The sequence below is a fragment of the Prauserella sp. PE36 genome, assembly GCF_003311655.1.
GTDB lineage: Bacteria > Actinomycetota > Actinomycetes > Mycobacteriales > Pseudonocardiaceae > Prauserella_A > Prauserella_A endophytica.
Genome location: NZ_QEQT01000087.1, coordinates 80,519 through 104,823 on the forward strand (window position 1 = coordinate 80,519; position 24,305 = coordinate 104,823).

The window sequence follows — 24,305 nt, forward strand, 5'->3', positions numbered from 1 at the left end:
GGTGGCCTTCACTGCAGAAGGGGGTACGGGTTCAGGCCTCGCCGCGCACGCGCAGGCCGTCGAAGGCGACCGTGGCCACCATGCCGGCCAGTTCGGGCGCGCGCAGCCCACCCCGGGGGCGGTACCACTCGATGAGCGAGTTGACCATGCCGAACAGCAGCCGGGCGGCGGTGGCCGGATCGACGTCGGCACGCAGGTCGCCGTCGGCGATCGCCTTGCCAACCAGGTCGGTGACGATGTGGTCGAACTCGCGCCTTCGCGCGAGCGCGTCGCGCTCCACCTTGGTGTTGCCGCGCACGCGCAGCAGCAGCGTGACGAACGGCAGCTGGTCCACCAGCACCGCGACGCTGCCGCGCACGAGGTGCTCGAGCCGGTCGATCGCGCGCCCCTCGACGGTGTCCAGTTTGTCCACCTCGGCGAACAGGCCGTCCAGCGCTCGGTTCACGGCCAGCCGTAGCAGCTCCTGCTTGCTGGGCACGTGGTGGTAGATCGCGGACTTGGTGATGCCGAGCTTGCGGGAAAGATCCTCCATGCTCGTGCCGTCGTATCCGCGCTCGTTGAACAGCTTGACCGCCACCGCCAGCAAGGACTCGAGGTCGTAGCCCGGCCTGCCGCGCTTGGCCGGCCGGTTCGGCGAGGTGTCGGTCATGGCCGCATTATCCCAGGTCCGCTCAGGCGGGCGGCCGCTGGTCGACCACCCGGCGCAGTTTGCCAACCGACCGTTCGAGGGTCTCCGGGTCGACCACCTCCACACCGACGCTCACGCCGACACCGTCCTTGACCCTGGCCGCGATCTCGCGAGCCGCGTCCGCGCGGCGCTCGGCGGTGGTGTCGCCGTGTGCCTCCACCACGACGGTCAGGTTGTCCATGCGGTCGCGGCGCGTGAGCTTGATCTGGAAGTGCGGGGCGAGTCCCGCCGTGCCGAGCACGATCTCCTCGATCTGGGTGGGAAAGACGTTGACGCCACGCAGGATGATCATGTCGTCGCTGCGGCCGGTGACCTTGTCCATGCGGCGGAACGCCGGGCGCGCGGTGCCGGGCCGCAGCGTGGTGAGGTCACGGGTGCGGTAGCGGATGATCGGCATCGCCTGCTTGGTGAGCGAGGTGAACAGCAGCTCGCCGCCCTCGCCGTCGGGCAGCACCGTGCCCTCGATGGGGTCGACGACCTCGGGGTAGAAGTGGTCCTCCCAGACGTGCAGGCCGTCCTTGGTCTCCACGCACTCCTGCGCCACACCGGGACCCATCACCTCGGACAGCCCGTAGATGTCCGCGGCGTCGAGGTCCATGCGCTCCTCGATCTCGCGGCGCATCTGCTCCGTCCACGGCTCGGCGCCGAAGATGCCGACGCGAAGGGAGCTGGTGCGCGGGTCGATGCCCTGCCGTTCGAACTCGTCGAGCAGCGTGAGCATGTACGACGGCGTGACCATGATGATCTCGGGACGGAAGTCGGTGATGATCTGCACCTGCCGCGCGGTCATGCCGCCCGACGCGGGGATCGCGGTGCAGCCGAGTTTCTCGACGCCGTAGTGGGCGCCGAGCCCGCCGGTGAACAGACCGTAGCCGTACGCCACGTGCACCTTGTGGCCTGGCCGCCCGCCCGCGGCGAAGATCGAGCGGGCCATCACTGTCGCCCACGTGTCGATGTCGTCCTCGGTGTAGCCGACGACGGTGGGCTTGCCGGTGGTGCCGCTGGAGGCGTGGATGCGGCGCACCTGGTCCTGTGGGACGGCGAACATTCCGAACGGGTAGTTGTCGCGCAGGTCGTGCTTGGTGGTGCAGGGGAACTTCGCGAGATCGGCCAGCTCGCGGCAGTCGGAGGGATGCACGCCGGCCTCGTCGAACTTCCGGCGGTAGAAGGGCACGTTCTCGTAAGCGTGGCGGAGTGTCCACTGTAGACGCTCGAGCTGGATCGCGCGCAGCTCGTCGACGCTCGTCCGCTCGGCGGGTGACAAGTCGTCGACGGCCGGGGCGGTGCCCAGTCGCCGGGTGCTCGGCACTTCGCTGTGCGTGGTGGTCATGCTCGGGAACTCCTCCGCGTGGCGGGTGTGACCCCGGACTCCGGAGCCTGCGCCGCCTTGCTAACTGACCGAATGGACGGTTATTAATGGCACTTCAGTAAAGGTCAGCGCGTAAGTGGATGTCAAGAGGAGAGCCATGTCCGAGGTGTTCGTGGTCGATGGGGTCCGTACCGCACAGGGGCGGTACGGCGGGGCGCTGGCCGGGGTGCGACCCGACGACCTCGCCGGGCACGTCGTGGCCGAGGCGCTGCGGCGGGCAGGCGTCGACGGCGAGGCGGTGGACGAGGTGATCCTCGGCGCCGCCAACCAGGCCGGCGAGGACAACCGCAACGTCGCCCGCATGGCCGCACTGCTGGCGGGGCTGCCCGACGAGGTGCCCGGCTACACCGTCAACCGCCTGTGCGCCAGCGGGCTCACCGCCGTCGCGACCGCGGCGGCGACGATCCGCGCCGGCGAGGCCGACGTCGTGGTGGCGGGCGGCGTCGAGTCGATGACGCGTGCGCCGTGGGTGATGGCCAAGCCGGGCACACCGTGGGCGCGCCCGGGCGAGGTGGCCGACACGTCGCTGGGCTGGCGCTTCACCAACCCGGAGTTCACCGCCCACGACCGCGCCGTCGCGCCGGGCGCGGGCCCGGACGTGCGCAAGGTGACGCTGCCGATGGGGGAGACGGCCGAGGAGGTCGCCCTGCTCGACGGGCTCGAGCGCCGGGAGTGCGACGAGTTCGCCCTGCGCAGCCACCAGCGGGCCATCGCGGCGATCGACGCCGGCCGCTTCGCCGGCGAGATCGTGCCCGTGCCCGTCGGCGACGGCGAGTTCGCCGTCGACGAGGGGCCGCGGAGGGGGACCACGCTGGACAAGCTCGGCTCGCTGCGCCCGGTGTTCCGCAAGGACGGGATCGTCACGGCCGGCTCCTCCTCGCCGCTGTCCGATGGCGCCGCCGCGCTCGTGCTCGCCGGTGAGGAGGCCGTGCGCCGGCACGGGCTCACGCCGAGGGCTCGCGTGGTCGCCGGGGCGAGCGCGGGCGTCGCCCCGCACCTGATGGGTCTCGGGCCCGTCCCCGCGACGGAGAAGCTCCTGCGCCGCACCGGGCTCGGCGTCGCCGACCTCGACGCCGTGGAGCTCAACGAGGCTTTCGCCGCGCAGAGCCTCGCGGTGCTGCGGCGGCTCAAGCTCGACGAGGAGCGCGTCAACGCCGACGGCGGCGCGATCGCCCTAGGGCATCCGCTCGGCTGCTCGGGGGCCCGCCTCGTGGTCACCCTCCTCGGCAGGCTGGAGCGCGAGCAGGGCAGGCGCGGGCTCGCCACGCTCTGCGTCGGCGTCGGTCAGGGCGTCGCGCTGCTCGTCGAACGCGTCTAGTGACCTGCGAAGGTCGGCTTCTCCTTGGCGAGGAACGCCTCGACGGCTCCGCGGTGGTCGGCGGTGAGGCCAAGCCGGGCCTGCGCCGCCCCCTCCGTGGTGAGCGCGTCGGCGAGCGGGAACGCCGAGGCCAGCGCGCGCTTGGCCTCGGCGTAGGCCAGAGTCGGGCCCCCGGCGAGGCGGGCGGCGAGCCTGGCGGCCTCTCCCGCCAGCTCGGCCGCGGGCACCACGCGGCCCGCGATGCCCCAGTCGCGCGCCTGCTCCGCGGTGAACGGCTCGGCGAGCAGGATCAGCTCGCTCGCCCTCGCGACGCCGACGGCCCGCGCCAGTGTAGCGGACAGGCCCGAGTCGGGGGCCAGGCCGATGCCGGTGAAGGCCGTGCCGAAGCGGGCCGTGTCGGCCACCACGCGCACGTCGCACGCGAGCGCGAGCCCGAGCCCCGCGCCCACGCACGTGCCGTTGACGGCGGCGACCACGGGCTTCGGCATGGTCGCGAGCGCGGTCACGATCGGGTTGTAGTGCTCGTCGATGGTCGCGAACGCGGTCGCGGGGTCGGCGCGCAGCGCCTCCGCGTGCTCGGCGAGGTCCTGCCCGACGCAGAACGCCTTTCCACTGCCGGTGAGCACCACGGCCCGCACGGCGTCGTCGGCGGCGAGGCTCTCCAGCGCTTCGCGCAGCGCGGTCTTGCTCCGCCTGGTCAGCGCCGGGGTGCTCAGGGTGACCGTGGCCACCGCGTGCTCGGTTTCGACGCGGACTTCGGTGCTCCTGCTTTCGTCAGCCATGCGAGCACGCTACCATCACTTTCTGAACGTTCGGTTGGTAATTCGAGGAGGCTCGATGGGTGAGCACGCGACGGCGCTGTTGCGCAGCTACGTGAGCGGCGGGTGGCACGCCCCGTCCGGGGACGGTGCGCCGCTGCACGACGCGGTGACGGGTGAGGAGGTCGCCCGCATCTCCTCGGAGGGCATCGACATGGGTGCCGCGCTGGAGCACGGCCGCAGGGTCGGCGGCCCCGCGCTCCGGGAGCTGACGTTCCACCAGCGGGCGGCGCTGCTCAAGGCGCTCGGCGGGCACCTGCGCGAGCACCGGGACGAGCTGTACGCGCTCTCGGCGCGCACCGGCGCCACGCTCGGCGACTCGAAGTTCGACGTCGACGGCGGCATCGGCGTGCTGCTGGCCTACGCGAGCAAGGGCCGCCGCGAGCTGCCCAACGACACGGTCTACGTCGACGGCGCCGTCGAACCGCTGAGCAAGGGCGGCACGTTCGCCGGCAGGCACATCGCGACCCCGCTGCGGGGCGTCGCGGTGCAGATCAACGCCTTCAACTTCCCGGTGTGGGGGCCGCTGGAGAAGTTCGGTCCCGCATTCCTCGCCGGGGTGCCGAGCCTGGTGAAGCCCGCGAGCCAGACGGCGTACCTGACGCAGAAGCTCGTCGAGCTGATCATCGACTCCGGCCTGCTGCCGGAGGGCACGCTGCAGCTCGTGTGTGGCGGCGCCGGTGACCTGCTCGACCACGTCACCGGCCAGGACCTCGTGTCGTTCACCGGCTCGGCCTCCACCGCGCAGCGGCTGCGCGCACACCCGGCGATCGTGCGGCACTCGGTGCGGTTCAACGCCGAGGCCGACTCGCTGAACTGCTCGATCCTCGGCCCCGACGCGAAGCCGGGCACGGCGGAGTTCGACCTCTACGTCAAGCAGCTGGTCACCGAGATGACCGTGAAGGCGGGCCAGAAGTGCACCGCGATCCGGCGCGCGTTCGTCCCCGCCGAACTGCTGGACGACGTCGCGGAGGCCGTCAGCGCCCGGCTGGCGAAGACCACCGTCGGCAACCCGTCGAGCGAGGGCGTGCGGATGGGCGCGCTCGCGAGCCTCGAGCAGCGCGAGGAGGTACGCCGCTCGCTCAAGGGGCTCAGCGAGGCGGGTCGCCTCGTCTTCGGCGACCCCGAGCACGTGGACGTGGTCGACGCCGACGCCGAGCGCGGGGCCTTCATCTCCCCGGTCCTGCTGCGCGCCGACGACCCCGACCGCGCCGAGCCGCACGAGGTCGAGGCCTTCGGCCCCGTGTCGACGCTGATGCCCTACACGTCCACCGAGCAGGTGGTCGAGCTGGCCGCGCGCGGCCAGGGCAGCCTCGCCGGGTCGGTGGTGACCGGCGACCCGGCGTTCGCCCGCGACGTGGTGCTCGGCGTCGCGCCGTGGCACGGCAGGCTGCTGGTGCTCGACGCCGACGACGCCAAGGAGTCCACCGGGCACGGCTCGCCCTTGCCCGCGCTCGTGCACGGCGGACCCGGCCGCGCCGGCGGCGGCGAGGAGATGGGCGGCATCCGCGGCGTGCTGCACCACATGCAGCGCACCGCCGTGCAGGCCAGCCCGAAGGTCCTGTCGGCGGTCACCGGCCAGTGGGTCGCGGGCGCACCCCGGCAGGAGGGCACGCACCCCTTCCGCAAGTCGCTGGCCGAGCTGCGCGTCGGCGACACCGTGGTGGCGGGCCCGCGCCGTGTCACGCCCGAGGACATCGCCCACTTCGCCGAGTTCACCGGCGACACGTTCTACGCCCACACCGACGAGGCCGCCGCCGCGGCGAACCCGCTGTTCGGCGGGATCGTGGCGCACGGCTACCTCGTGGTGTCGTTCGCGGCCGGCCTGTTCGTCTCGCCGGAGCCGGGTCCCGTGCTCGCCAACTACGGGCTGGAGAACCTGCGGTTCCTCACGCCCGTCAAGCCCGGGGACGAGCTGACCGTGACGCTGACGTGCAAGCAGATCACCCCGCGCGAGAACGCCGACTACGGCGAGGTGCGCTGGGACACCGACGTCACCAACGCCGACGGCGAGTCGGTGGCGAAATACGACGTGCTCACCCTCGTCGCGAAGGAGGTCACGCAGTGAGCCTGGAACTGACGTTCGAGGAGACCATCGCCCGCGACCAGCGGATCGAGCCGAGGGACTGGGTGCCCGACGCCTACCGCTCGACGATGGTGCGCATGATCGCGCAGCACGCGCACTCAGAGATCATCGGCATGCAGCCAGAGGGCAACTGGATCACGCGGGCGCCGTCGTTGCGGCGCAAGGCGATCCTGCTCGCCAAGGTGCAGGACGAGGCCGGGCACGGGCTGTACCTGTACTCCGCCGCCGAGACGCTGGGCGCCGACCGCGCTGAGCTGACCGAGAAGCTCATCACCGGCGGGCAGAAGTACTCGTCGATCTTCAACTACCCGACGCTGACCTTCGCCGACGTCGGCGTGATCGGCTGGCTCGTGGACGGCGCCGCCATCTGCAACCAGGTGCCGCTGTGCCGGTCGTCGTACGGGCCCTACGCGCGGGCGATGATCCGCATCTGCAAGGAGGAGTCGTTCCACCAGCGGCAGGGCTACGAGCTGCTGATGACGATGATGCGCGGTACGCGGGGCCAGCGCGAGATGGTGCAGGAGGCGGTGAACCGCTGGTGGTGGCCGTCGCTGATGATGTTCGGCCCGCCCGACGCCGACTCGCCGCACACGGCGCAGTCGATGGCGTGGAAGGTCAAGCGGCACACCAACGACGAGCTGCGCCAGCGGTTCGTGGACATGACGGTGCCGCAGGCCGATGCGCTCGGCGTGACACTGCCCGACCCCGAGCTGAAGTGGAACGCCGCGCGCGGGCACCACGACTTCGGCGAGATCGACTGGGCCGAGTTCAAGCAGGTCGTCTCCGGCAACGGACCGTGCAACGCCCAGCGGATCGCGCACCGCAAGGCCGCGCACGACGAGGGCGCCTGGGTGCGTGAGGCAGCGGCCGCCCACGCCCGCAAGATCGACGAACGACAGGGGAGTGCGGCATGAGGAGCGAATGGCCGTTGTACGAGGTGTTCGTTCGGGGCAAGCGTGGCCTCAACCACGTGCACGTCGGCTCGCTGCACGCCGCCGACGACGAGATGGCGCTGCACCACGCGCGCGATCTCTACACGCGGCGCAACGAGGGCGTGAGCATCTGGGTGGTCAAGGCCGCCGACATCACCGCGTCCAGCCCGGACGAGAAGGACCCCTTCTTCGCGCCGAGCGGTGACAAGGTGTACCGCCACCCCACGTTCTACGACATTCCCGACCACGTCCCCCACATGTGAGCCCGCGATGTCCTTTGACAACGCCTACGAGGCGATCACCGAGGAGAACGACTCCCGCTGGGCCTTCGGCACCGGCTTCGAGGACCCGCTGTCCGGGGTCGACGCCACCGTTCCGTCCGGAGTGGACGGTGCCGACCTCGCGGCGTACTGCTTGATGCTCGGCGACGACGCGCTGATCTTCTCGCACCGGCTGCAGGAGTGGTGCACAAACGCGCCCGAGCTGGAGGACGAGGTGGCGATCGCCAACATCGGCCTCGATCTGCTCGGTCAGGCACGGCTGCTGCTGGCCCGTGCGGGCAAAGCCGAGGACGGCGACCGGGGCGAGGACCACTACGCGTTCTTCCGCGCGGAGAACGAGTTCCGCAACGTGCGGCTGGCAGAGCTGCCGCGCGGCGACTTCGGCGAGCTGATCGCGCGTCTGCTGGTGTTCTCCACGTGGCGGCTCGCGTTGTTGCAGCGGCTCGTGGAGTCCCGCGACCCCGTGCTGGCCGCCATCGCCGCCAAGGGCGTCAAGGAGGTGACCTACCACCGCGACTACGCCGCGCAGTGGGCCGTCCGCCTCGGCGACGGCACCGAGTACTCCCGTGAGCGCATGACGGCGGGGCTGGCGTCGGTGTGGCCGTACGCGGACGAGCTGTTCACCCCGCACCCCGTGGAGCTGCGGCTCGCCGGGGCCGGTGTCGCGGTGGACCCCTCGGCGACGCGGGCGGAGTTCGACGACGTGCTCGGGCAGGTGCTGCGGGCGGCGACGCTCGAGGTTCCCGAGGCCGCCGCGATCCCCGGTGTGGCGGGCAAAGCCGGCCGCCACGGCGTGCACACCGAGACGATGGGCTACCTGCTCGCCGAGCTGCAGAGCGTCGCGAGGGCGCACCCGGAGGCGACATGGTGACCGCACAGGCCGTCGCCTCTCGGGTGACCGACCCGGAGCTGCCGATGCTCACCCTCGCCGACCTCGGCGTGCTGCGCGAGGTGTCCGAAGAGGACGGCAAGGTGGTCGTGGCGATCACCCCGACCTACAGCGGCTGCCCCGCCATGGACACGATGCGCGACGATCTCGTCCACGCGCTCCGGGCGGCCGGCTACGCCGAGGTCGAGGTGCGCACGGTGCTGCGGCCCGCGTGGTCGAGCGACTGGATCACCGAGGACGGCCGCCGCAAGCTCGCCGAGGCGGGCATCTCACCGCCCGGCGCCGCCCCGAGGCGGTCGGGGCCGGTCCCCCTCACGCTCGGCCCGCCTGCCCGGCGCGTGCGCTGCCCGCGCTGCGGGTCGGCCGAGACCGAGCGGCTCTCGGAGTTCGGTGCCACCGCGTGCAAGGCGCTGCACCGCTGCCGCGCGTGCCGCGAACCGTTCGAACACGTCAAGGAGATCTGAGTTGACCGCGAGCACGAAGTCCCGGCTGCGAGGCGAGTTCCACGCGCTGACCGTTGCCGAGGTGACGCCGCTGTGCGACGACGCGGCGGCGATCAGCTTCGACGTCCCCGGTGAGCTGGCCGAGCGCTACGCGTTCCGCGCGGGCCAGTCGCTGACGCTGCGGCGCGCGGTCGATGGCCGCGAGGAACGGCGGTCCTACTCGATCTGTGCGCCCGAGGGGGCGGCGCCGAGGATCGGCGTGCGCGAGGTGCCCGACGGCCTGTTCTCCACATGGCTGGTGCGCGACGTCCGGCCGGGCGACGTGATCGAGGTCGGCACGCCCACGGGCAGCTTCACACCGGACCCGGCCGTGCCGGGGCACCACGTGCTGATCGCGGCCGGTTCCGGGATCACGCCGGTGCTCTCGATCGCCGCGACGGTGCTGCGCGAGCCCGACGCCACCGTGACCCTGCTGTACGGCAACCGGCGCACGGACACCGTGATGTTCGCCGACGAGCTGGCCGACCTCAAGGACCGTTACCCGGCGAGGCTGGAACTGGTGCACGTGCTCTCCCGGGAACCGCGCGAGGTCGAGCTGTTCACCGGCCGGCTCGACGCGGAGAAGCTCGCCGCCCTGCGGCCTCTGCTCGGGGATCTCACGCGGGTGGACCACTGGTGGTTGTGCGGACCGTTCGAGCTGGTCACCACGGCGCAGCAGGAGCTGCGGGCCGCGGGCGTGCCCGCGGAGCGGATCCACCAGGAGCTGTTCTTCGTCGACGGCACGCCGCCCACGCCGGTCCGGCACGAGGAGGCGCCCGTCGACGGCATCGCCAGCGACGTGACGATCGTGCTCGACGGCAGATCCACGACGGTCGCCGTGCCGCAGGACCGCTCGGTGCTCGACGGCGCCCAGCGTGCAAGGCCCGATCTGCCATTTGCCTGCAAGGGCGGCGTGTGCGGCACCTGCCGGGCCAAGGTCACCACGGGCAAGGTGGACATGCGGCGCAACTTCGCGCTCGAGGAGTCCGAAGTGGACGCCGGTTTCGTCCTCACCTGCCAGTCGCTACCGGTGTCGGAGAGGCTCACGGTCGACTTCGACGCGTGAGTGACGGCCATCACGTCCCTTGTAGAAGATGCCCCGTGCGGAGTGCGCGGATATGGTGGGGCGATGCGTGTCGGGCACGTTCACCAGGCCGGTTTCTACTCGTCCGAGGACGAGTTCCGCGCGCTGATCGTTCCGTTCGTCGAGGAAGGTCTCGCTCAGGGCGCGCCGGTGGTGATCGGCTACGACGAGCACAAGTCCGAACTGCTGCGGTCGTGGCTGGCCGACCCTTCGGGTGTCACCTTCGTCGCCGACCGGAGCGTGTACGCGAGCCCCGCCAAGGCGATCGCGGAGTACCGGCGGCTGTTCGAGCGGCACGTCGCGGAGGGCGCACGGCAGATCCGCGTCGCGGGTGACGTGCCGCACGCGGGCAACGGGGGCCGGTTCGACGGCTGGGACCGCTACGAGGCCGCGGTGAACGTGGTGTGGGACGACCTCCCCGTGCGCAGCGTCTGCCTCTACGACGCGACGACAGTCGCTCCCGAGGTGCGCGACGTGGTGGAGCGGACCCACCGGCACCTGGTGACACCCCTTGGCGGGCGCGTGCCGAGCGGGCGTTACGAGGACCCGGCGTCGTTCGTGGGACTGCCCGCCGAACCGGATCCGCTGGAGGAGACGCAGCCCCTGGTGGAGCTGGCCGACCCGGCGCCTGCCCAGGCGCGGCACGCGCTGGAACGTGTCGCGCGCTCGCAGGTGGCGGACGCCGTGGTCGACGATCTCGTGCTCGGCATCTCCGAGGCGACCAGCAACGCCCAGATCCACGGGGTGGCGCCGACAACGGTCCGGATCTGGGCGGCAGACGGGCGCGTTGTCGTGCACGTGCACGACAGCGGCCCTGGCCCGCGCGACCGGCTCGCCGGGCTCATGCCCGTCGCCGATTCCGTGACCCGCTCCGGCCTCGGGCTCTGGCTCACCCACCAGCTCGACATCGATGTCGCGCTCATCGCCGCTCCCGACGGGTTCACCGTCCGGCTCCGCGGTGGCCGAGCGCTGCCGCCACTCCGCTGACGGCTCCGCGAGTCCCCCGCTCAGGCCGGCGAGTTCCCCGTTCAGGCCGGCGAGTCCCCCGTTTAGGCCGGCGAGTTCCCCGCTTAGGCCGGCGAGTCCCCCGTTCAGGCCCGCGAGTTCCCCGCTCAGGACCGCGAGTCGTGCGCTTCAGACGACGAGTCATGCGCTCGCTCGGCTACGCGCACGCCTGCCGGGACGGGCGGAAGCCGGCGGGCGCGATCCGGAACGCAGAACTCGCCGTCCGGAGCGGGGAACTCGCCGTCCGGAGCGGGGAACTCGCCGTCCGGAGCGGGGGACTCGCGGTCTGGAGCGGGGGACTCGCGGTCTGGAGCGGGGGACTCGCGGTCTGGAGCGGGGGACTCGCCGTCCGGAGCGGGGAACTCGCCGTCCGGAGCGGGGGACTCGCGGTCTGGAGCGGGGGACTCGCGGTCTGGAGCGGGGGACTCGCGGTCTGGAGCGGGGGACTCGCCGTCCGGAGCGGGGAACTCGCCGTCCGGAGCGGGGGACTCGCGGTCTGGAGTGGGGGACTCGCGGTCTGGAGCGGGGGACTCGCGTGCGGGGGTGCACGACTCGCGCGGGCATACTCGGTTTGGTCGTCCGCAACGTCGCAAGGAAGTGGTATGGAAGGCGTCACGCCGCGCGAGATCCGGTTCCGGGGCCGTCCGATGAGGCGGGACCGCCCGCTGGTGATGGCGATCGTCAACCGCACACCCGACTCGTTCTACGACCGGGGCGCCACGTACGGCACCGGCGAGGCCATGGCGGCCGTCGAACGGGCCGTCGAGGACGGCGCGGACATCATCGACATCGGCGGCGTCAAGGCCGGACCCGGCAGCGACGTCGACGTGGCCGAGGAGACCCGCCGCGTCGTGCCCTTCGTCGCGGAGGTGCGCGCCCGTTTCCCCGAGCTCGTCATCAGTGTCGACACCTGGCGCCACGAGATCGGCAGGCTCGCCTGCCAGGAGGGCGCCGACCTGCTCAACGACACGTGGGCCGGTGCGGACCCACGGCTCGCCGACGTGGCCGCCGAGTTCGGCGCGGGCTACGTCTGCTCCCACACCGGCGGCGCCGTGCCACGCACCCGCCCGCACCGGGTCACCTACCCCCAGCTGGTCGCCGACGTGGTCGACGAGGTCACCCGGCGAGCGGGCGAGCTGGTGGCCCGCGGGGTGCCCGCCGAGGGCATCCTCATCGACCCGACCCACGACTTCGGCAAGAACACGTGGCACTCGCTCACGCTCACGCGCGAGATCGGCAGGCTCGTCGCCACCGGCTGGCCCGTGCTGGTCGCGCTGTCCAACAAGGACTTCGTGGGCGAGTCGCTCGGCGCCGACGTGGGGGAGCGGCTGTACGGCACGCTCGCCGCCACGGCCGTGTGCGCGTGGGAGGGCGTGGCGGTGTTCCGGGCCCACAACGTCGCCGAGACGTGCCAGACGCTGGACATGGTCTCGGTGATCAAGGGCACCAGGCAGCCCGCCATGGTGCTCAGGGGTCTGCGCTGACCGGGCAGAATCGGGGCATGCGGGGCCTGGTGGCGCAGCGGAGCGGCGGCCCGCTGACGGGAATGCGCGTGGCGGTGACGGGCGAAGGGCCCGCGCTCCGCCACGCCGCGCGCCTGCTCGCCGCCGCCGGTGCCACGGTCCTGCCCGCACCGGACGACGACGTCGACGGCGTCCTCGACGCGACCGGCACCGGCCACGACGGAGCCGTCGTCCGCACCGAGGACACCAGCGCGGCCGGGGACTGGGCGGCCTCCGGCGCGCTGGCGCTCACCGGCCGCCGCGACGGCCCGCCGCTCGCGGCTCCCGGCATCCCGGCGAGCGCTGCCCGGGGTGCTCTGCTGGCCACCGAGCTGCTCGCCCGCATCGCAGGCTCGCCGGTGACCCTGCCAGGAGCCGAGGTGCTCTCCGAGCGCGCCGCGCTGGCCGGGCTGCGCCGGGACGCTCCCCGGTCGGCGGGCGGTGCGCTGCGGCTGCTGCGCACCGCCGACGGCTGGCTCGGCGTCAACGTCGCCAGGGCCTCCGACGCCGAGCTGCTCCCGGCGTGGCTGGAGGCGCCCGTGCCACTCGACGACCCGTGGCCGATGCTGGCCGAGCTGGTCGCCGAGCGGGCCGCCGCGCCGCTGGCCGAGCGCGCCCGCCTGCTGGGCCTGCCGGTCGGCGCCCATCCGGCTCCCGCCGACGAGCAGCTCGCGGCGCGCGGGCAGACCGCACCCGTCTCGCCCCTTGTGCTCAACGGCGAGGTGCGTCGCGCGGTGGGCGGCGGTGGGTACGAGCCGCGCAGGCGGGCGTGGACGCTGGAGCCCACGCTCGTGGTCGACCTGTCGTCGCTGTGGGCAGGCCCGCTGTGCGGGCACCTGCTGACGTTGCTCGGCGCACGCGTGATCAAGGTCGAGAGCACCCACCGCCCCGACGGAGCCCGCTACGGCTCCGCCGCCTTCTACGACCTGCTGCACGGCGGGCAGGAGTCGGTGGCGCTCGACTTCGGCACACCCGAGGGCAGGACCGCGCTCGCCGGGCTGGTGGGGGCCGCCGACATCGTGATCGAGGGGTCACGGCCACGGGCTCTGCGCCAGCTGGGCGTGGTCGCGGAGGACGTGCTGGCGAACGCGCGGGCCGGGTGCTGGGTGAGCATCACGGCCTACGGCCGCACGGGTCCGTGGGACAACGCCGTCGGCTTCGGCGACGACGCCGCGATCGCGGGCGGGCTGGTGGCCTTCGACCGGGACACCGGAACGCCCGCGCCGTGCGGGGACGCCATCGCCGATCCGCTAACGGGTGTCCACGCCGCTTTCGCGGCCGTGGCCTGCCGCCTCGGCGGCGGCACGTGGCTGGCCGACCTGGCCCTGCGGGAGCAGGCCGCGGCGACCGTGTGCGCGGCGCCCGCGGAGCCCGCCGCGGAGGTGACCCCCGTGCCGAGGCGCCCCGAGCGGCCCGCGCCCGCGCTGGGTGAGCACACCGCCGCGGTCCTCCATGAGCTGGGGCTGGCGTGAGCGGGCTGCTGGTGCGGGATGGGGAGGTCGGCGGACGGCGCGTGGACGTGCGCGTCGCCGGTGGGTGCGTCACCGCGATCGGGACGCTGCGGCCCGAGCCGGGGGAGACGGTGCTCGACGCGGCTGGGGGCGCGGTGTTGCCTGGCCTGCACGACCACCACCTGCATCTGCTGGCGCTGGCGGCGGCGCGGGAGTCGGTGCGTTGCGGCCCGCCCGAGGTCACGAGCCTCGATGAGCTCGCGGTGGTGCTGCGGGCCGCGCCCGGCGAGTGGGTCCGCGGCGTCGGCTACCACGAGAGCGTCGCCGGGATCCTGGACCGGACGGTGCTCGACCGGCTCGAGCCGGGCAGGCCGGTGCGCGTGCAGCACCGGGGTGGCGCGCTGTGGATGCTCAACTCGCAAGCCCTCGCCGCGCTGCGGCTGCGCGACGAGCCTGGCGTCGAGCTGGGCCCCGGCGGGGAGCCCACCGGGCGGGTGTGGCGGGCCGACGCGCTGCTGCGCGAACGCCTCGGCGCGTCCCCGCCCCCTGACCTGGCGGCCGTGGGGAAACGGCTTGCGGCGCTGGGCATCACCGGGGTCACCGACGCGACGCCGCGCCTCGACGACGACACCGTGGCGCTGCTCGCCGGAGGAGCGCTGCCACAGCGCCTGCACCTGCTCGGGGCGCCCGCCGGGGCCGTCCTGCCGGAGCGCGTGACGGTGGGCCCGCACAAGATCCTGCCGCCCGACCACGTGCCGCCCGACTGGGACGCGCTGCACGCCGAGGTCACCGCGGCGCACGCGGTGGGAAGGGCCGTGGCGATCCACGCCGTCACGCGCGAGTCGCTGGTGGTGGCCCTCGCCGTGCTGGCCGAGGCAGGCCCGCTGCCCGGCGACCGGATCGAGCACGCCGCGATCGTGGGCGACGACCTGCTGCCGCTGCTGGCCCGGACGGGGCCGGTGGTGGTGACCCAGCCGGGGTTCGTCGCCGAGCGGGGTGAGGAGTACCGCCGCGACCTGCCCGAGGCCGAGCACACCGAGCTGTACCGCTACGCGAGCCTGCGGCGCGCCGGGATCCGCGTGGCGCCCAGCAGCGACGCGCCGTTCGCGAGCGAGGACCCGTGGCGCACGATCGCGTCCGCCGTGCACCGCCGCACGGCCGGTGGCGCCGTGGTGGGCGAAGGCGAGCGGGTGGCGGCGGGGGAGGTGCTCGCGGGCCTGCTTGCGCCGCTGGAGGATCCGGGTGGGGCACCGAGGCGGGTGGCGGTGGGCGTCCCCGGGGACCTGTGCGTGTTGCGGGTGCCGGTGGACGTGGCGTTGCGGGAGCCGGGCGCCGGGGCGGTGCGGGCGACGGTGTGCCGCGGCGCGCTCGTCTACGACGCGGGCTGAGGCACCGCCCCGAGCGCGCGCAGGGCGAAGCGCGTGACCTCGGCCGCGGCGTCGTCGGCGCTCATCGTGGACGCGCCCGAGAGCAGTTCGGTGAACGTCTCCTGCAGCGCGGCCCGGATGGCCTTCGCGTCCGGTTCGGGATCGGTCAGCGGGAACGAGCCGTCGTCGCGGCCCCGGCGCAGGATCTCCGCCAGCGCCGCCTGGTGCGCCGTCGCCGCGCGCGCCGCCTCCGCCGTGAAACCCCTGGCACTGGCCAGGTCCGGGGAACCCAGCAACATCACGCGCCGCCCTTCGCGCGCCTCGGTCGCCACCCGCAGCATGCCCTCGACCCAGTTCGCGAGCGCCCGCCGGGGGCAGGCTGTGGCGGCGGCGTCGCGCAGCTCGGCGAGCACCCGCTCGTAGTCCCGGCGGAACATCGCCAGCAGCAGCGAGTCCTTGGACCGGAAGTGCCGGTAGAACGCCCGCGTGGACAGACCCGAGGCCGCGAGGATGTCGGTCACCGACACTCCTCGCCTCTCGCCCGTCGCCAGGCAGTGCGACGCGGCTTCCATGATCCGGCCGCGTTCCGATGACTCAGTCCACGTCATGGTGTCTCCCCAGACTCGGCGGCGGCCGCGACGATACAGTCGCCGCATGGACGGCATTCCCGTGCCGCGGTGCTCGGTCGCCGACCTCGCCGAGGGCGCCGCGGCGGGGCCGCTTCTCGGCGAGAACGGCGAGGTGATCGACCCACTTCTCTTCGTGGACCTCGGCCCCGCGGACGCCGGCACGCTCGGCGCCGCCACGCACGCGGTGGCCACGGCCCACCGTGTGCTCGTCGGCGTGGTGACCGGCGAGCCGGACGAGAGGTGGCGCGGGCTGGCCCGCGCGCTCGATGTCACGCTCGTGCCCGGCGGCGCGGCCCGGCTCGGCCCCGAGTTCGCCTGCGGCGGCGACCCGGTGGCCGACGCCGCGGCCCTGCACGCGGCGGCCACGGCGTGCCCGAGGGCCACGCTCACGCTCGCGCAGGTGCTGCGTGCCACGGAACCGCTGGGCGTGCGCGCGGCGCTCGACGTCGAGTCGTTCGCCTACTCGACGTTGCTCGGCGGCGCCGAGTTCGCCCGCTGGCTCTCCGCCAGGGGCACGCGTCCGCTGCCGCCTCCCGCCGCCGAGCCCGTGCTCCTCGCCCGCGCCGACGGCCTGCTGCGGATCACGCTCAACCGTCCCGAGCGGCGCAACGCCTACGGCCGCGAACTGCGCGACGCGCTCACCGACGCGCTGCGTCTGGCCACAGTGGACGACACGATCACGCGTGTCGTGCTCGACGGCGCGGGCCCGTCGTTCTGCGCGGGCGGTGACCTCGACGAGTTCGGCACCACTCCCGACCTCGCCACCGCCCACCTCGTGCGCACGAGAGCGGGCGCCGGGCCGCTGCTGCACACGCTGGCGGAGCGCGCCGAGGTGCGCGTGCACGGCAGCTGCGTCGGCGCCGGCATCGAGCTGCCCGCGTTCGCCGGACGCGTCGTGGCGGCACCGGGGACCACGTTCCGGCTGCCCGAGGTGTCGATGGGCCTGCTCCCCGGCGCGGGCGGCACCGTGAGCATCCCGCGCCGCATCGGCCGCTGGCGCACCCTGTTCGCGGCGTTGTCCGGACGCGCGATCGACACGGACACGGCACTGGAGTGGGGACTGGTCGACGCGGTCGAGTCCGGACCGTCCTGATCGCGCCCGTGCTCTGAGCCCCCTCACCTGGGCACGGCCGCGCGCTCGTCCGGCACGCAGTGCGTCAGCACGAGATCGCTGACCTCGCGGGGCCCGTTGTGGCCCAGGTTCCGCAGCCGCCGCCGGTCGCGGGCCCCCTCGGAGTGCCTGCCGCCGATCACGGTGGAGAAACGCACGGCTACGTCGGTGGGCTTGCCGCGCTCGGGGATGCGCTCGCGGTGGCCGATCTTCTCGGGGGACCGGGCGTTCTCGAGCGTCGCGGCGGGCCCGCGACGGCCTGCGGTGCGCCGGTTCTGGTTGTCGTAGCCGGGGTGGCACCGGCGGCCGGCCGGGACGGGTCGCCTGCCGCCGTTGTCCGGGGGAGTGTCGGGCATGGGCAGGGCCTACCCGTGGCGCCGGAACGTCAACCGAGGTTCACCCGTGCGTGAGCAGGCCGTGCTCGCGGACCGCGGCGAGTGACAGGGTGCGGTAGCCCGCGTCGTCGAACAGCACGGTGATCCTGTCGGCCTCCTGGGCCACCACGTTGCCCGCGCCCCACTCGGGGTGACGGACCCGCGAGCGCAGCGGGAACTCCGCACGGGTTTCCTCCGCCGGGGCGTGCTCGACGGCGGTGCCCGCGTCGCACCGGTCGCAGAGCCCGCATGCCCGCGGCAGGTCCTGGCCGAAGTAGCCGAGGAGGAACCGTCTGCGGCACGTCCTGGTCTCGGCGTACTCGCGCAGCACCTCGACCCGCGAGCGGTCGAGCCGCTGCCGTCGCTCCAGCTCCGCCGCCGCGGCGCGCACCGGGTCGGTGCCGTCGCCTGCCCACGTCAGCTCGCCCCGCCGGGTCCTGCGCACGACGCCGGCCTGTTCGAGAAGGTTGAGGTCGCGGGTCACGCGGCGGTGCGACCGCCCGGTCGCGGCCTCGGCGTCGGCGAGGCGGAGCCGTCCCTCGTGCCGCCGGATCACGTCGGCGAGCTCACGCACCGCGGCCTCGTCCAGCGATTGCGAGGCGAGGAAGCGCTGCAGTCCGAAGTCCTCGCCGCGGTGCACCAGCAGCGCCCCGGCGGGTTCGCCGTCGCGCCCGGCGCGGCCGATCTGCTGGTAGTAGGAGTCGAGCGAGTCGGGCGGCGCGGCGTGGACGACGAACCGGACGTCGGGTTTGTCGATGCCCATGCCGAACGCCGAGGTGGCGACCACCACGTCCACGTCGCCCGCCATGAACGCGTCCTGCACGCGCCGGCGCTCGACGGCGCGGAGCCCGGCGTGGAACGCCTCGGCGCGCACGTCCCGCTCGCGCAGCACCTCCGCGAGCCGCTCGGTGTCCGCCCGCGTCGCCGTGTAGACGAGGCCCGGCTTCGCCGCGCCGGTGACGTGCCCCGCGACGATCTCGACCCGGCTGTCGTCGTCGGCGGTCTCGCGTGCCGCGAGGTGCAGGTTCGGCCGGTCGAAGCCGGCCACGACCCGTGCGGGGTCGCGCAGGCCGAGCTTCTCCACGATGTCGTCGCGCACCGGTCCGCCCGCGGTGGCCGTGAGCGCCAGCACCGGCGGCCTGCCCACGTACTCGGCGGCGTGGCGCAGCCGCAGGTAGTCGGGCCGGAAGTCGTGCCCCCACGCCGACACACAGTGCGCCTCGTCGACGACGAACAGGGCGGGGTCGCTGTCCGCGAGGCGGTCGAGCACGTCGTCCTTGGCCAGCTGCTCGGGGGAGAGGAACAGGTACTCGGCGTCGCCGGCGGTGGCCGCCTCGAACGCCTCCTCGGTGTCCCGGGCGCCCTGCGCGGAGTTCACCGCGACGGCCTCGGGTGCGTCCGCCTCGCCGAGGCTGCCGATCTGGTCGCGTTGCAGCGCGATCAGCGGCGACACCACGATCGCGGGCCCGGGCAGCAGCATCGTGGGCAGCTGGTAGATCGCCGACTTGCCGGAGCCGGTCGGCAGCACGACGAGCACGTCGTCGCCGTTGAGCACGTGCTCCATGGCCGTGAGCTGCTCGGGGCTCAGCTCGCGCCAGCCGAAGGTCTTCCTGGCGAGCCGCCGCAGCCTTCCCGGGATCGAGGTGTCGGGCATGGCCCGGTGTTCCCCTGGTCCGCCCCCGGAAACCCGGGTTTGGGACTCGTGATCACGGGGAAAGGCGTTACGGCGAGTGAGGAGGATGTGAGCATGGGGCTGGCGGACTGGATCCGCTCGTGGCCGGTGTACCGGCAGCTGACCGGACGTGATCGGACCGGCCGGGGCAAGGCCGCGCAGTCGGGGCGCTCGGCGGCGCTCGCGGCACGCACCACCGATGCCGACCGGGTCGTCGGCTCGGTGTGCCCGTTCTGCGCGGTCGGCTGCGCCCAGCATGTCTACGTCAAGGACGAGCGCGTCGTCCAGATCGAGGGCAACCCGGACAGCCCCATCTCGCGGGGGAGGCTGTGCCCCAAGGGCTCGGCGAGCAAGCAGCTGGTCACCGGGCCGCAGCGGGCCGAGCGGGTGCTCTACCGGCCGCCGTACGGCACCGAGTGGCAGGAGCTCGACCTCGACACGGCGATGGACATGGTGGCCGACCGCGTGCTCGACGCGCGGCGCAAGGGCTGGCAGGACGCCGACGAGGACGGCAACCGCCTGCGCCGCACGATGGGCCTCGCGAGCCTCGGCGGCGCGACGCTGGACAACGAAGAGAACTATCTGATCAAGAAGCTCTTCACGGCGCTCGGCGCCATCCAGATCGAGAACCAGGCGCGTATTTGACACTCCGCCACGGTTCCCGGTCTGGGAGCCTCCTTCGGTCGCGGCGGGGCGACGGACTACCAGCAGGACCTCGTCAACTCCGACTGCATCGTCATCATGGGCTCGAACATGGCCGAGGCCCACCCGGTCGGGTTCCAGTGGGTGATGGAGGCCAAGGCGCGCGGCGCCGAGGTGATTCACATCGACCCGAGGTTCACGCGCACCAGTGCGCTGGCCGATCTGCACGTGCCGCTGCGCGCCGGCACCGACATCGCGTTCCTCGGCGGTGTGATCAACCACATCCTGGAGCACGATCTCGACTTCCGGGAGTACGTGCGCGCCTACACCAACGCGCCGTACCTGGTGGACGAACGCTTCCAGGACACCGAGGACCTCGACGGGCTCTTCAGCGGGTACGACTCAGGGACCGCCTCCTACGACAACACCACCTGGCAGTACGAGAGCCAGACCGACAGCGGCGAGGGCGGCACCCGCGCCAAGGAGCAGTCCCGGCCCGACCAGCTCGGCTCCGGCGGACCCGGCGTCGAGGGAGGCGCGCGCAAGATCGCGGCCGACCCCGAGCTCAAGCACCCGCGCTGCGTGTTCCAGATCCTCAAACGGCACTTCGCGCGCTACACGCCCGAGGCCGTCGAGGAGATCTGCGGCGTGCCCGCCGAGACGTTCCTGCGCGTGTGCCGGGCGTGGACGGCCAACTCGGGCCGCGAGCGCACCGCCGCGCTCGTCTACAGCGTCGGCTGGACCCAGCACACCCTCGGCGCCCAGTACATCCGGGCAGGCTCGATCATCCAGCTGCTGCTCGGCAACATCGGCAGGCCGGGTGGCGGGGTGTTCGCGCTGCGCGGGCACGCGAGCATCCAGGGCTCCACCGACATTCCCACCCTGTTCAACCTGCTGCCCGGCTACCTGCCGATGCCAGACACCTCGCACGAGGACCTGCCGAGCTACCTGCACAAGGTGCGGGGCGACCGGCAGAAGGGCTTCTGGCGCAACGCCGACGCGTACCTGGTCTCGCTGCTCAAGGAGTACTGGGGTGAGGCGGCGACGCCGGAGAACGACTTCCGCTTCGACTACCTGCCGCGCATCAACGGCGACCACGGCACCTACCGGACGGTGCTGGACATGCTCGACGGCAAGGTGTTCGGCTACTTCCTCCTCGGCCAGAACCCCGCCGTCGGTTCAGCGCACGGGCGGCTGCAACGGCTCGGGATGTCCAATCTGGACTGGCTGGTGGTGCGCGACCTCACGATGATCGAGAGCGCCGAGTTCTGGAAGGACTCCCCGGAGATCGAGACGGGCGAGATCGTGCCCGAGCGGTGCCGCACGGAGGTGTTCTTCTTCCCGGCCGCCGCGCACGTGGAGAAGGCGGGCACGTTCACGCAGACGCAGCGGATGCTGCAGTGGCGGGACAAGGCCGTCGAGCCGCGCGGCGACCAGCGCTCGGAGCTGTGGTTCATCTACCATCTCGGGCGCCTGCTGCGGGAGAAGCTCGCGGGCTCCGCCGACGAGCGCGACCGCCCGCTGCTCGACCTCGCCTGGGACTACGAGCTGGAGGGAGAGGACGAACCGTCCGCGGAGGACGTGCTGCGCCGGATCAACGGCATCGACCTGCGCACCGGCAAGGAGGTCGACGGCTACCTCGACCTGCGGGCCGACGGCACGACCGTGTGCGGCTGCTGGATCTACAGTGGAGTGTTCGCCGATGGCGTCAACCAGGCCGCGCGCCGCGAACCGCACGACGAGCAGGGACCCTACGAGAACGAGTGGGGCTGGACCTGGCCGCTGAACCGGCGCGTGCTCTACAACAGGGCCTCCGCCGACCTCGACGGAAGACCGTGGAGCGAGCGTAAGGCGCTCGTGTGGTGGGACGCCGAGCGCGGCGAGTGGACCGGTCACGACGTGCCGGACTTCGAGAAGAACAAGCCGCCGGACTACCGGCCCGCCGACGACGCCGTCGGCCCGGCCGCGCTGAGCGGCGACGACCCGTTCGTCATGCAGGCCGACGGCAAGGGCTGGCTGTTCGCGCCCAATGGCGTGGTGGACGGTCCGCTGCCGACGCACTACGAGCCGCACGAGTCGCCCGTGCGCAACCGGCTGTACGCACAGCAGGGCAACCCGGCGCGCAAGGTCTTCGGCCGCGCGGAGAACCCGTCCAACCCGTCGCCTCCCGAACGCGGTGGCGAGGTGTTCCCGTACGTGTTCACCACTGCGCGGCTCACCGAGCACCACACCGCGGGTGGGATGAGCAGGCAGCTGCCGTACCTCTCGGAGCTGCAGCCCGAACTGTTCATGGAGGTCTCTCCCCGGCTCGCCGCCGAGCGCGGGCTCACGCATCTCGGCTGGGCGCACGTGATCACGAGCAGGACGGCCGTGGACGCGCGCGTGTTCGTCACCGACCGGATGCGGCCGCTGCGCCTCGAGGGCAGGGAGGTGCACCAGGTGTGGATGCCCTACCACTGGGGGCACACCGGTCTGGTGGACGGCGACGTGGTGAACGACCTGATCGGCGTGGTGCTCGACCCGAACGTCTTCATCCAGGAGACCAAGGTCGCCACGTGCGACGTCCGGCCGGGCAGGCGCCCGCGCGGGCCCGCGCTGCTCGACTACGTCGCCGGGTACCGGCAGCGGGCGGGCGTCACGCCGGAGACCGGCACGCGAATCGACACCGTCACCCGGCACGACACCGTGCACCGGGAGGAGGACCGATGACCGAGGAGGCCGCGCGCACCGACCCGGCCACCGCCACCGGCTACGGAGAGCACCCACCGAGGGTCGGGTTCTTCACCGACACCTCGGTGTGCATCGGCTGTAAGGCGTGCGAGGTGGCGTGCAAGGAATGGAACGGCGTCCCCGACGACGGATTCGACCTGCTCGGCATGTCGTTCGACAACACCGGCACGCTCGGCGCCAACTCGTGGCGCCACGTCGCTTTCGTCGAGCAGCCCGCGCCGCCCGAGCCCCGGCGCGCCGAGGCCTCGGAAGTCGTCGACCTCGGCCTGCCGTCGTTCGACCTGCCCGGCGCGGGCACCGGCGAGGAGGGCCGCACCGACTTCCGGTGGCTGATGAGCTCCGACGTGTGCAAGCACTGCACCCACGCCGGTTGCCTCGACGTGTGCCCGACCGGTGCGCTGTTCCGCACCGAGTACGGCAGCGTGGTGGTGCAACCCGACATCTGCAACGGCTGCGGCTACTGCGTGTCCGGCTGTCCGTACGGCGTGATCGACCGGCGCGAGGACGACGGCCGCGCTTGGAAGTGCACGCTCTGCTACGACCGGCTGCGCGACGGGCTGGAACCCGCCTGCGCCAAGGCGTGCCCCACCGACTCCATCCAGTTCGGACCGCTCGACGAGCTGCGCGAGCGGGCACGGGAACGCGTCGAGCACCTGCACGACTCCGGCGTGCCCGAGGCGCGGCTCTACGGGGAGAGCCCGGACGACGGCGTCGGCGGCGACGGCGCGTTCTTCCTGCTGCTGGACGAACCCGAGGTGTACGGCCTCCCACCGGACCCCGTGGTCCCGACCAGGGACGCGCCGTCGATGTGGAAGTACGCGGGCATGGCGGCGTCGGCCTTCGCCGCGGCCGCGGTGTCGGTGTTTCTCGGAAGGGGCTCGCGGTGAAGCAGCAGGAGAGCGTGGTGCCCGAGGCGACGTTCCGCTCCTACTACGGGCAGCCGGTGCTCAAACCGCCGGTGTGGGAGTGGAAGATCGCGGCCTACCTGTTCACCGGTGGGCTGTCCGCGAGCTCGGCGCTGCTCGGCGCCGGGGCCGACCTGACGGGCCGCCCCGCCCTGCGCAGGGCGGGCAGGCTCGGCGCGCTGGGCGCGCTCGGCGCGAGCATGTATCTGCTGGTGGCCGACCTCGGCAGGCCGGAGCGCTTCCTCCACATGCTTCGGGTGGCCAAGCCGAGCTCGCCGATGAGCGTCGGCACGTGGATCCTCGTCGCCTACGGGCCTGGCACCGGCGCGGCGGCCGTCGCCGAGCTGGTGCCGCGCGGATGGCGGAAGAGGCTGCCAGGGCGGCTGCTGCGCCGCCTGGCGCGGCCCGCGGGACTGTCCTCCGCCGCCGTCGCACCCGCGGTGGCGTCCTACACGGCGGTGCTGCTCTCGCAGACCGCCGTGCCGGCCTGGCACGAGGCACACCGCCAGCTGCCGTTCGTGTTCACCGGCTCAGCCGCGGCCGCGGGCGCGGGCCTCGGCCTGGTTTGCGCGCCCGTGAGCGAGGCGGCGCCCGCGCGCAGGCTCGCTGTCGCGGGGGCCGCGCTGGAGAGCGTGGCGGCCAGGCTCGTCGAGCACCGCTCTGGGCTCGCGGGGGAGGCGTACCGCACGGGAAAGGCTCACCGGCTGCGGAAATGGTCGGAGTGCCTCACCATCGGCGGCGCGCTCGGGGCGCTGCTTCCCGCCCGGCGCAGCCGCGCCGCGGCCGTGGCGTCCGGTCTGGCGTTGCTGGCGGGCAGCGCGCTGCAGCGGTTCGGGATCTTCGAGGCCGGCGTCGAGTCCACGAAGGATCCGAAGTACGTCGTGGTTCCCCAGCGGCAACGGAAGGTGTGACGGATGTCTCACCGAGCGCGTTTGTTGATCAGTGGGGCAGGGTACTCCGGTTTCTCGTG

21 protein-coding genes are annotated in these 24,305 nt (G+C 73.0%); 15 read left to right on the forward strand and 6 right to left on the reverse strand.

Going from position 1 to position 24,305, the window contains the following annotated elements:
* Positions 1 to 31: 31 nt before the first annotated feature.
* Positions 32 to 649, reverse strand: coding sequence for a TetR/AcrR family transcriptional regulator (locus tag DI005_RS25755; RefSeq protein WP_112267374.1), 618 nt, complete (start codon positions 647 to 649; stop codon positions 32 to 34).
* Positions 650 to 671: 22 nt separating this feature from the next.
* Complete coding sequence (paaK, locus tag DI005_RS25760) at positions 672 to 2,018, reverse strand: phenylacetate--CoA ligase PaaK (RefSeq protein WP_113643895.1); 1,347 nt, start codon at positions 2,016 to 2,018, stop codon at positions 672 to 674.
* 136 nt (positions 2,019 to 2,154) lie between these two features.
* Between paaK and DI005_RS25765 the strand changes: the two genes are divergently transcribed.
* On the forward strand, positions 2,155 to 3,375 hold the full coding sequence (locus DI005_RS25765) for a thiolase family protein (protein ID WP_113643896.1): 1,221 nt from the start codon (positions 2,155 to 2,157) through the stop codon (positions 3,373 to 3,375).
* Here DI005_RS25765 and DI005_RS25770 read toward each other — a convergent pair.
* Positions 3,372 to 4,157: an enoyl-CoA hydratase/isomerase family protein gene (locus tag DI005_RS25770; protein ID WP_112267368.1), complete on the reverse strand. Its 786-nt coding sequence runs from the start codon at positions 4,155 to 4,157 to the stop codon at positions 3,372 to 3,374. The two genes, DI005_RS25765 and DI005_RS25770, sit on opposite strands and share 4 nt — an antisense overlap.
* A gap of 55 nt (positions 4,158 to 4,212) precedes the next feature.
* Here DI005_RS25770 and paaZ point away from each other — a divergent pair, with 55 nt between their 5' ends.
* The 10 genes from paaZ (at position 4,213) to DI005_RS25820 (ending at position 15,293) form a co-directional block, all read left to right on the forward strand.
* A complete protein-coding gene (gene paaZ, locus DI005_RS25775; protein WP_113643897.1) occupies positions 4,213 to 6,261 on the forward strand; it encodes a phenylacetic acid degradation bifunctional protein PaaZ in 2,049 nt (682 codons plus the stop codon).
* Complete coding sequence (gene paaA / locus DI005_RS25780; RefSeq protein WP_113643898.1) at positions 6,258 to 7,193, forward strand: 1,2-phenylacetyl-CoA epoxidase subunit PaaA; 936 nt, start codon at positions 6,258 to 6,260, stop codon at positions 7,191 to 7,193. The genes paaZ and paaA overlap by 4 nt, the downstream gene beginning before the upstream one ends.
* Positions 7,190 to 7,474 (forward strand): 1,2-phenylacetyl-CoA epoxidase subunit PaaB, encoded by a 285-nt coding sequence (gene paaB, locus DI005_RS25785; RefSeq protein ID WP_112267363.1) that lies wholly within the window; start codon positions 7,190 to 7,192, stop codon positions 7,472 to 7,474. Before paaA ends, paaB begins: the two co-directional genes overlap by 4 nt.
* Before the next feature lie 7 nt (positions 7,475 to 7,481).
* Positions 7,482 to 8,363, forward strand: a complete 882-nt coding sequence (gene paaC / locus DI005_RS25790) for a 1,2-phenylacetyl-CoA epoxidase subunit PaaC (protein ID WP_113643899.1) — start codon at positions 7,482 to 7,484, stop codon at positions 8,361 to 8,363.
* Positions 8,357 to 8,845 (forward strand): 1,2-phenylacetyl-CoA epoxidase subunit PaaD, encoded by a 489-nt coding sequence (gene paaD, locus DI005_RS25795; RefSeq protein ID WP_112267359.1) that lies wholly within the window; start codon positions 8,357 to 8,359, stop codon positions 8,843 to 8,845. Before paaC ends, paaD begins: the two co-directional genes overlap by 7 nt.
* 1 nt (position 8,846) lies before the next feature.
* Positions 8,847 to 9,929 carry a 1,2-phenylacetyl-CoA epoxidase subunit PaaE gene (paaE, locus tag DI005_RS25800; protein WP_113643900.1) on the forward strand — a complete coding sequence of 361 codons (1,083 nt, stop codon included), beginning with the start codon at positions 8,847 to 8,849 and terminating at the stop codon, positions 9,927 to 9,929.
* 63 nt (positions 9,930 to 9,992) lie between these two features.
* Positions 9,993 to 10,934 (forward strand): sensor histidine kinase, encoded by a 942-nt coding sequence (locus tag DI005_RS25805; RefSeq protein ID WP_113643901.1) that lies wholly within the window; start codon positions 9,993 to 9,995, stop codon positions 10,932 to 10,934.
* Positions 10,935 to 11,599: 665 nt separating this feature from the next.
* Positions 11,600 to 12,436, forward strand: coding sequence for a dihydropteroate synthase (folP, locus tag DI005_RS25810; RefSeq protein ID WP_113644016.1), 837 nt, complete (start codon positions 11,600 to 11,602; stop codon positions 12,434 to 12,436).
* 17 nt (positions 12,437 to 12,453) lie between these two features.
* The gene (locus tag DI005_RS25815; protein WP_233520315.1) at positions 12,454 to 13,926 is read left to right on the forward strand and encodes a CoA transferase; all 1,473 of its coding nucleotides are present in this window, start codon (positions 12,454 to 12,456) and stop codon (positions 13,924 to 13,926) included.
* Positions 13,923 to 15,293: an amidohydrolase family protein gene (locus tag DI005_RS25820; protein ID WP_170200559.1), complete on the forward strand. Its 1,371-nt coding sequence runs from the start codon at positions 13,923 to 13,925 to the stop codon at positions 15,291 to 15,293. The genes DI005_RS25815 and DI005_RS25820 overlap by 4 nt, the downstream gene beginning before the upstream one ends.
* On the opposite strand, the gene DI005_RS25825 is transcribed toward DI005_RS25820, so the two are convergent.
* Positions 15,278 to 15,880 (reverse strand): TetR/AcrR family transcriptional regulator, encoded by a 603-nt coding sequence (locus DI005_RS25825; RefSeq protein WP_113643903.1) that lies wholly within the window; start codon positions 15,878 to 15,880, stop codon positions 15,278 to 15,280. The genes DI005_RS25820 and DI005_RS25825 overlap by 16 nt on opposite strands.
* A 46-nt stretch (positions 15,881 to 15,926) precedes the next feature.
* Between DI005_RS25825 and DI005_RS25830 the strand changes: the two genes are divergently transcribed.
* Positions 15,927 to 16,994 carry an enoyl-CoA hydratase/isomerase family protein gene (locus tag DI005_RS25830; RefSeq protein WP_113643904.1) on the forward strand — a complete coding sequence of 356 codons (1,068 nt, stop codon included), beginning with the start codon at positions 15,927 to 15,929 and terminating at the stop codon, positions 16,992 to 16,994.
* 23 nt (positions 16,995 to 17,017) lie between these two features.
* On the opposite strand, the gene DI005_RS25835 is transcribed toward DI005_RS25830, so the two are convergent.
* Positions 17,018 to 17,368, reverse strand: coding sequence for a hypothetical protein (locus DI005_RS25835; protein ID WP_199543221.1), 351 nt, complete (start codon positions 17,366 to 17,368; stop codon positions 17,018 to 17,020).
* 40 nt (positions 17,369 to 17,408) lie between these two features.
* Positions 17,409 to 19,040, reverse strand: coding sequence for a RecQ family ATP-dependent DNA helicase (locus DI005_RS25840; RefSeq protein ID WP_113643905.1), 1,632 nt, complete (start codon positions 19,038 to 19,040; stop codon positions 17,409 to 17,411).
* Between the two features lie 93 nt (positions 19,041 to 19,133).
* Between DI005_RS25840 and fdh the strand changes: the two genes are divergently transcribed.
* Genes fdh through nrfD form a run of 3 tightly spaced genes read left to right on the forward strand, consistent with a single transcriptional unit; the run spans position 19,134 to position 24,246 of the window.
* A complete protein-coding gene (fdh, locus tag DI005_RS25850) occupies positions 19,134 to 22,409 on the forward strand; it encodes a formate dehydrogenase (RefSeq protein ID WP_233520316.1) in 3,276 nt (1,091 codons plus the stop codon).
* The gene (locus DI005_RS25855) at positions 22,406 to 23,317 is read left to right on the forward strand and encodes a 4Fe-4S dicluster domain-containing protein (protein WP_112267343.1); all 912 of its coding nucleotides are present in this window, start codon (positions 22,406 to 22,408) and stop codon (positions 23,315 to 23,317) included. Before fdh ends, DI005_RS25855 begins: the two co-directional genes overlap by 4 nt.
* Positions 23,314 to 24,246 carry an NrfD/PsrC family molybdoenzyme membrane anchor subunit gene (gene nrfD, locus DI005_RS25860; protein WP_113643908.1) on the forward strand — a complete coding sequence of 311 codons (933 nt, stop codon included), beginning with the start codon at positions 23,314 to 23,316 and terminating at the stop codon, positions 24,244 to 24,246. The genes DI005_RS25855 and nrfD overlap by 4 nt, the downstream gene beginning before the upstream one ends.
* The last annotated feature ends 59 nt before the right edge of the window (positions 24,247 to 24,305 follow it).

Excerpts from the sequence above, each read along its gene's own strand:
- DI005_RS25805 (WP_113643901.1), top strand. The coding sequence starts at position 9,993 with ATGCGTGTCGGGCACGTTCACCAGGCCGGTTTCTACTCGTCCGAGGAC.
- DI005_RS25855 (WP_112267343.1), top strand. The coding sequence starts at position 22,406 with ATGACCGAGGAGGCCGCGCGCACCGACCCGGCCACCGCCACCGGCTAC.
- DI005_RS25770 (WP_112267368.1), bottom strand. The coding sequence starts at position 4,157 with ATGGCTGACGAAAGCAGGAGCACCGAAGTCCGCGTCGAAACCGAGCAC.
- paaZ (WP_113643897.1), top strand. The coding sequence starts at position 4,213 with ATGGGTGAGCACGCGACGGCGCTGTTGCGCAGCTACGTGAGCGGCGGG.
- DI005_RS25815 (WP_233520315.1), top strand. The coding sequence starts at position 12,454 with ATGCGGGGCCTGGTGGCGCAGCGGAGCGGCGGCCCGCTGACGGGAATG.
- paaK (WP_113643895.1), bottom strand. The coding sequence starts at position 2,018 with ATGACCACCACGCACAGCGAAGTGCCGAGCACCCGGCGACTGGGCACC.
- DI005_RS25765 (WP_113643896.1), top strand. The coding sequence starts at position 2,155 with ATGTCCGAGGTGTTCGTGGTCGATGGGGTCCGTACCGCACAGGGGCGG.
- DI005_RS25835 (WP_199543221.1), bottom strand. The coding sequence starts at position 17,368 with ATGCCCGACACTCCCCCGGACAACGGCGGCAGGCGACCCGTCCCGGCC.
- DI005_RS25840 (WP_113643905.1), bottom strand. The coding sequence starts at position 19,040 with ATGCCCGACACCTCGATCCCGGGAAGGCTGCGGCGGCTCGCCAGGAAG.
- paaD (WP_112267359.1), top strand. The coding sequence starts at position 8,357 with ATGGTGACCGCACAGGCCGTCGCCTCTCGGGTGACCGACCCGGAGCTG.
- paaC (WP_113643899.1), top strand. The coding sequence starts at position 7,482 with ATGTCCTTTGACAACGCCTACGAGGCGATCACCGAGGAGAACGACTCC.
- DI005_RS25825 (WP_113643903.1), bottom strand. The coding sequence starts at position 15,880 with ATGACGTGGACTGAGTCATCGGAACGCGGCCGGATCATGGAAGCCGCG.
- folP (WP_113644016.1), top strand. The coding sequence starts at position 11,600 with ATGAGGCGGGACCGCCCGCTGGTGATGGCGATCGTCAACCGCACACCC.
- DI005_RS25830 (WP_113643904.1), top strand. The coding sequence starts at position 15,927 with ATGGACGGCATTCCCGTGCCGCGGTGCTCGGTCGCCGACCTCGCCGAG.
- paaB (WP_112267363.1), top strand. The coding sequence starts at position 7,190 with ATGAGGAGCGAATGGCCGTTGTACGAGGTGTTCGTTCGGGGCAAGCGT.
- DI005_RS25755 (WP_112267374.1), bottom strand. The coding sequence starts at position 649 with ATGACCGACACCTCGCCGAACCGGCCGGCCAAGCGCGGCAGGCCGGGC.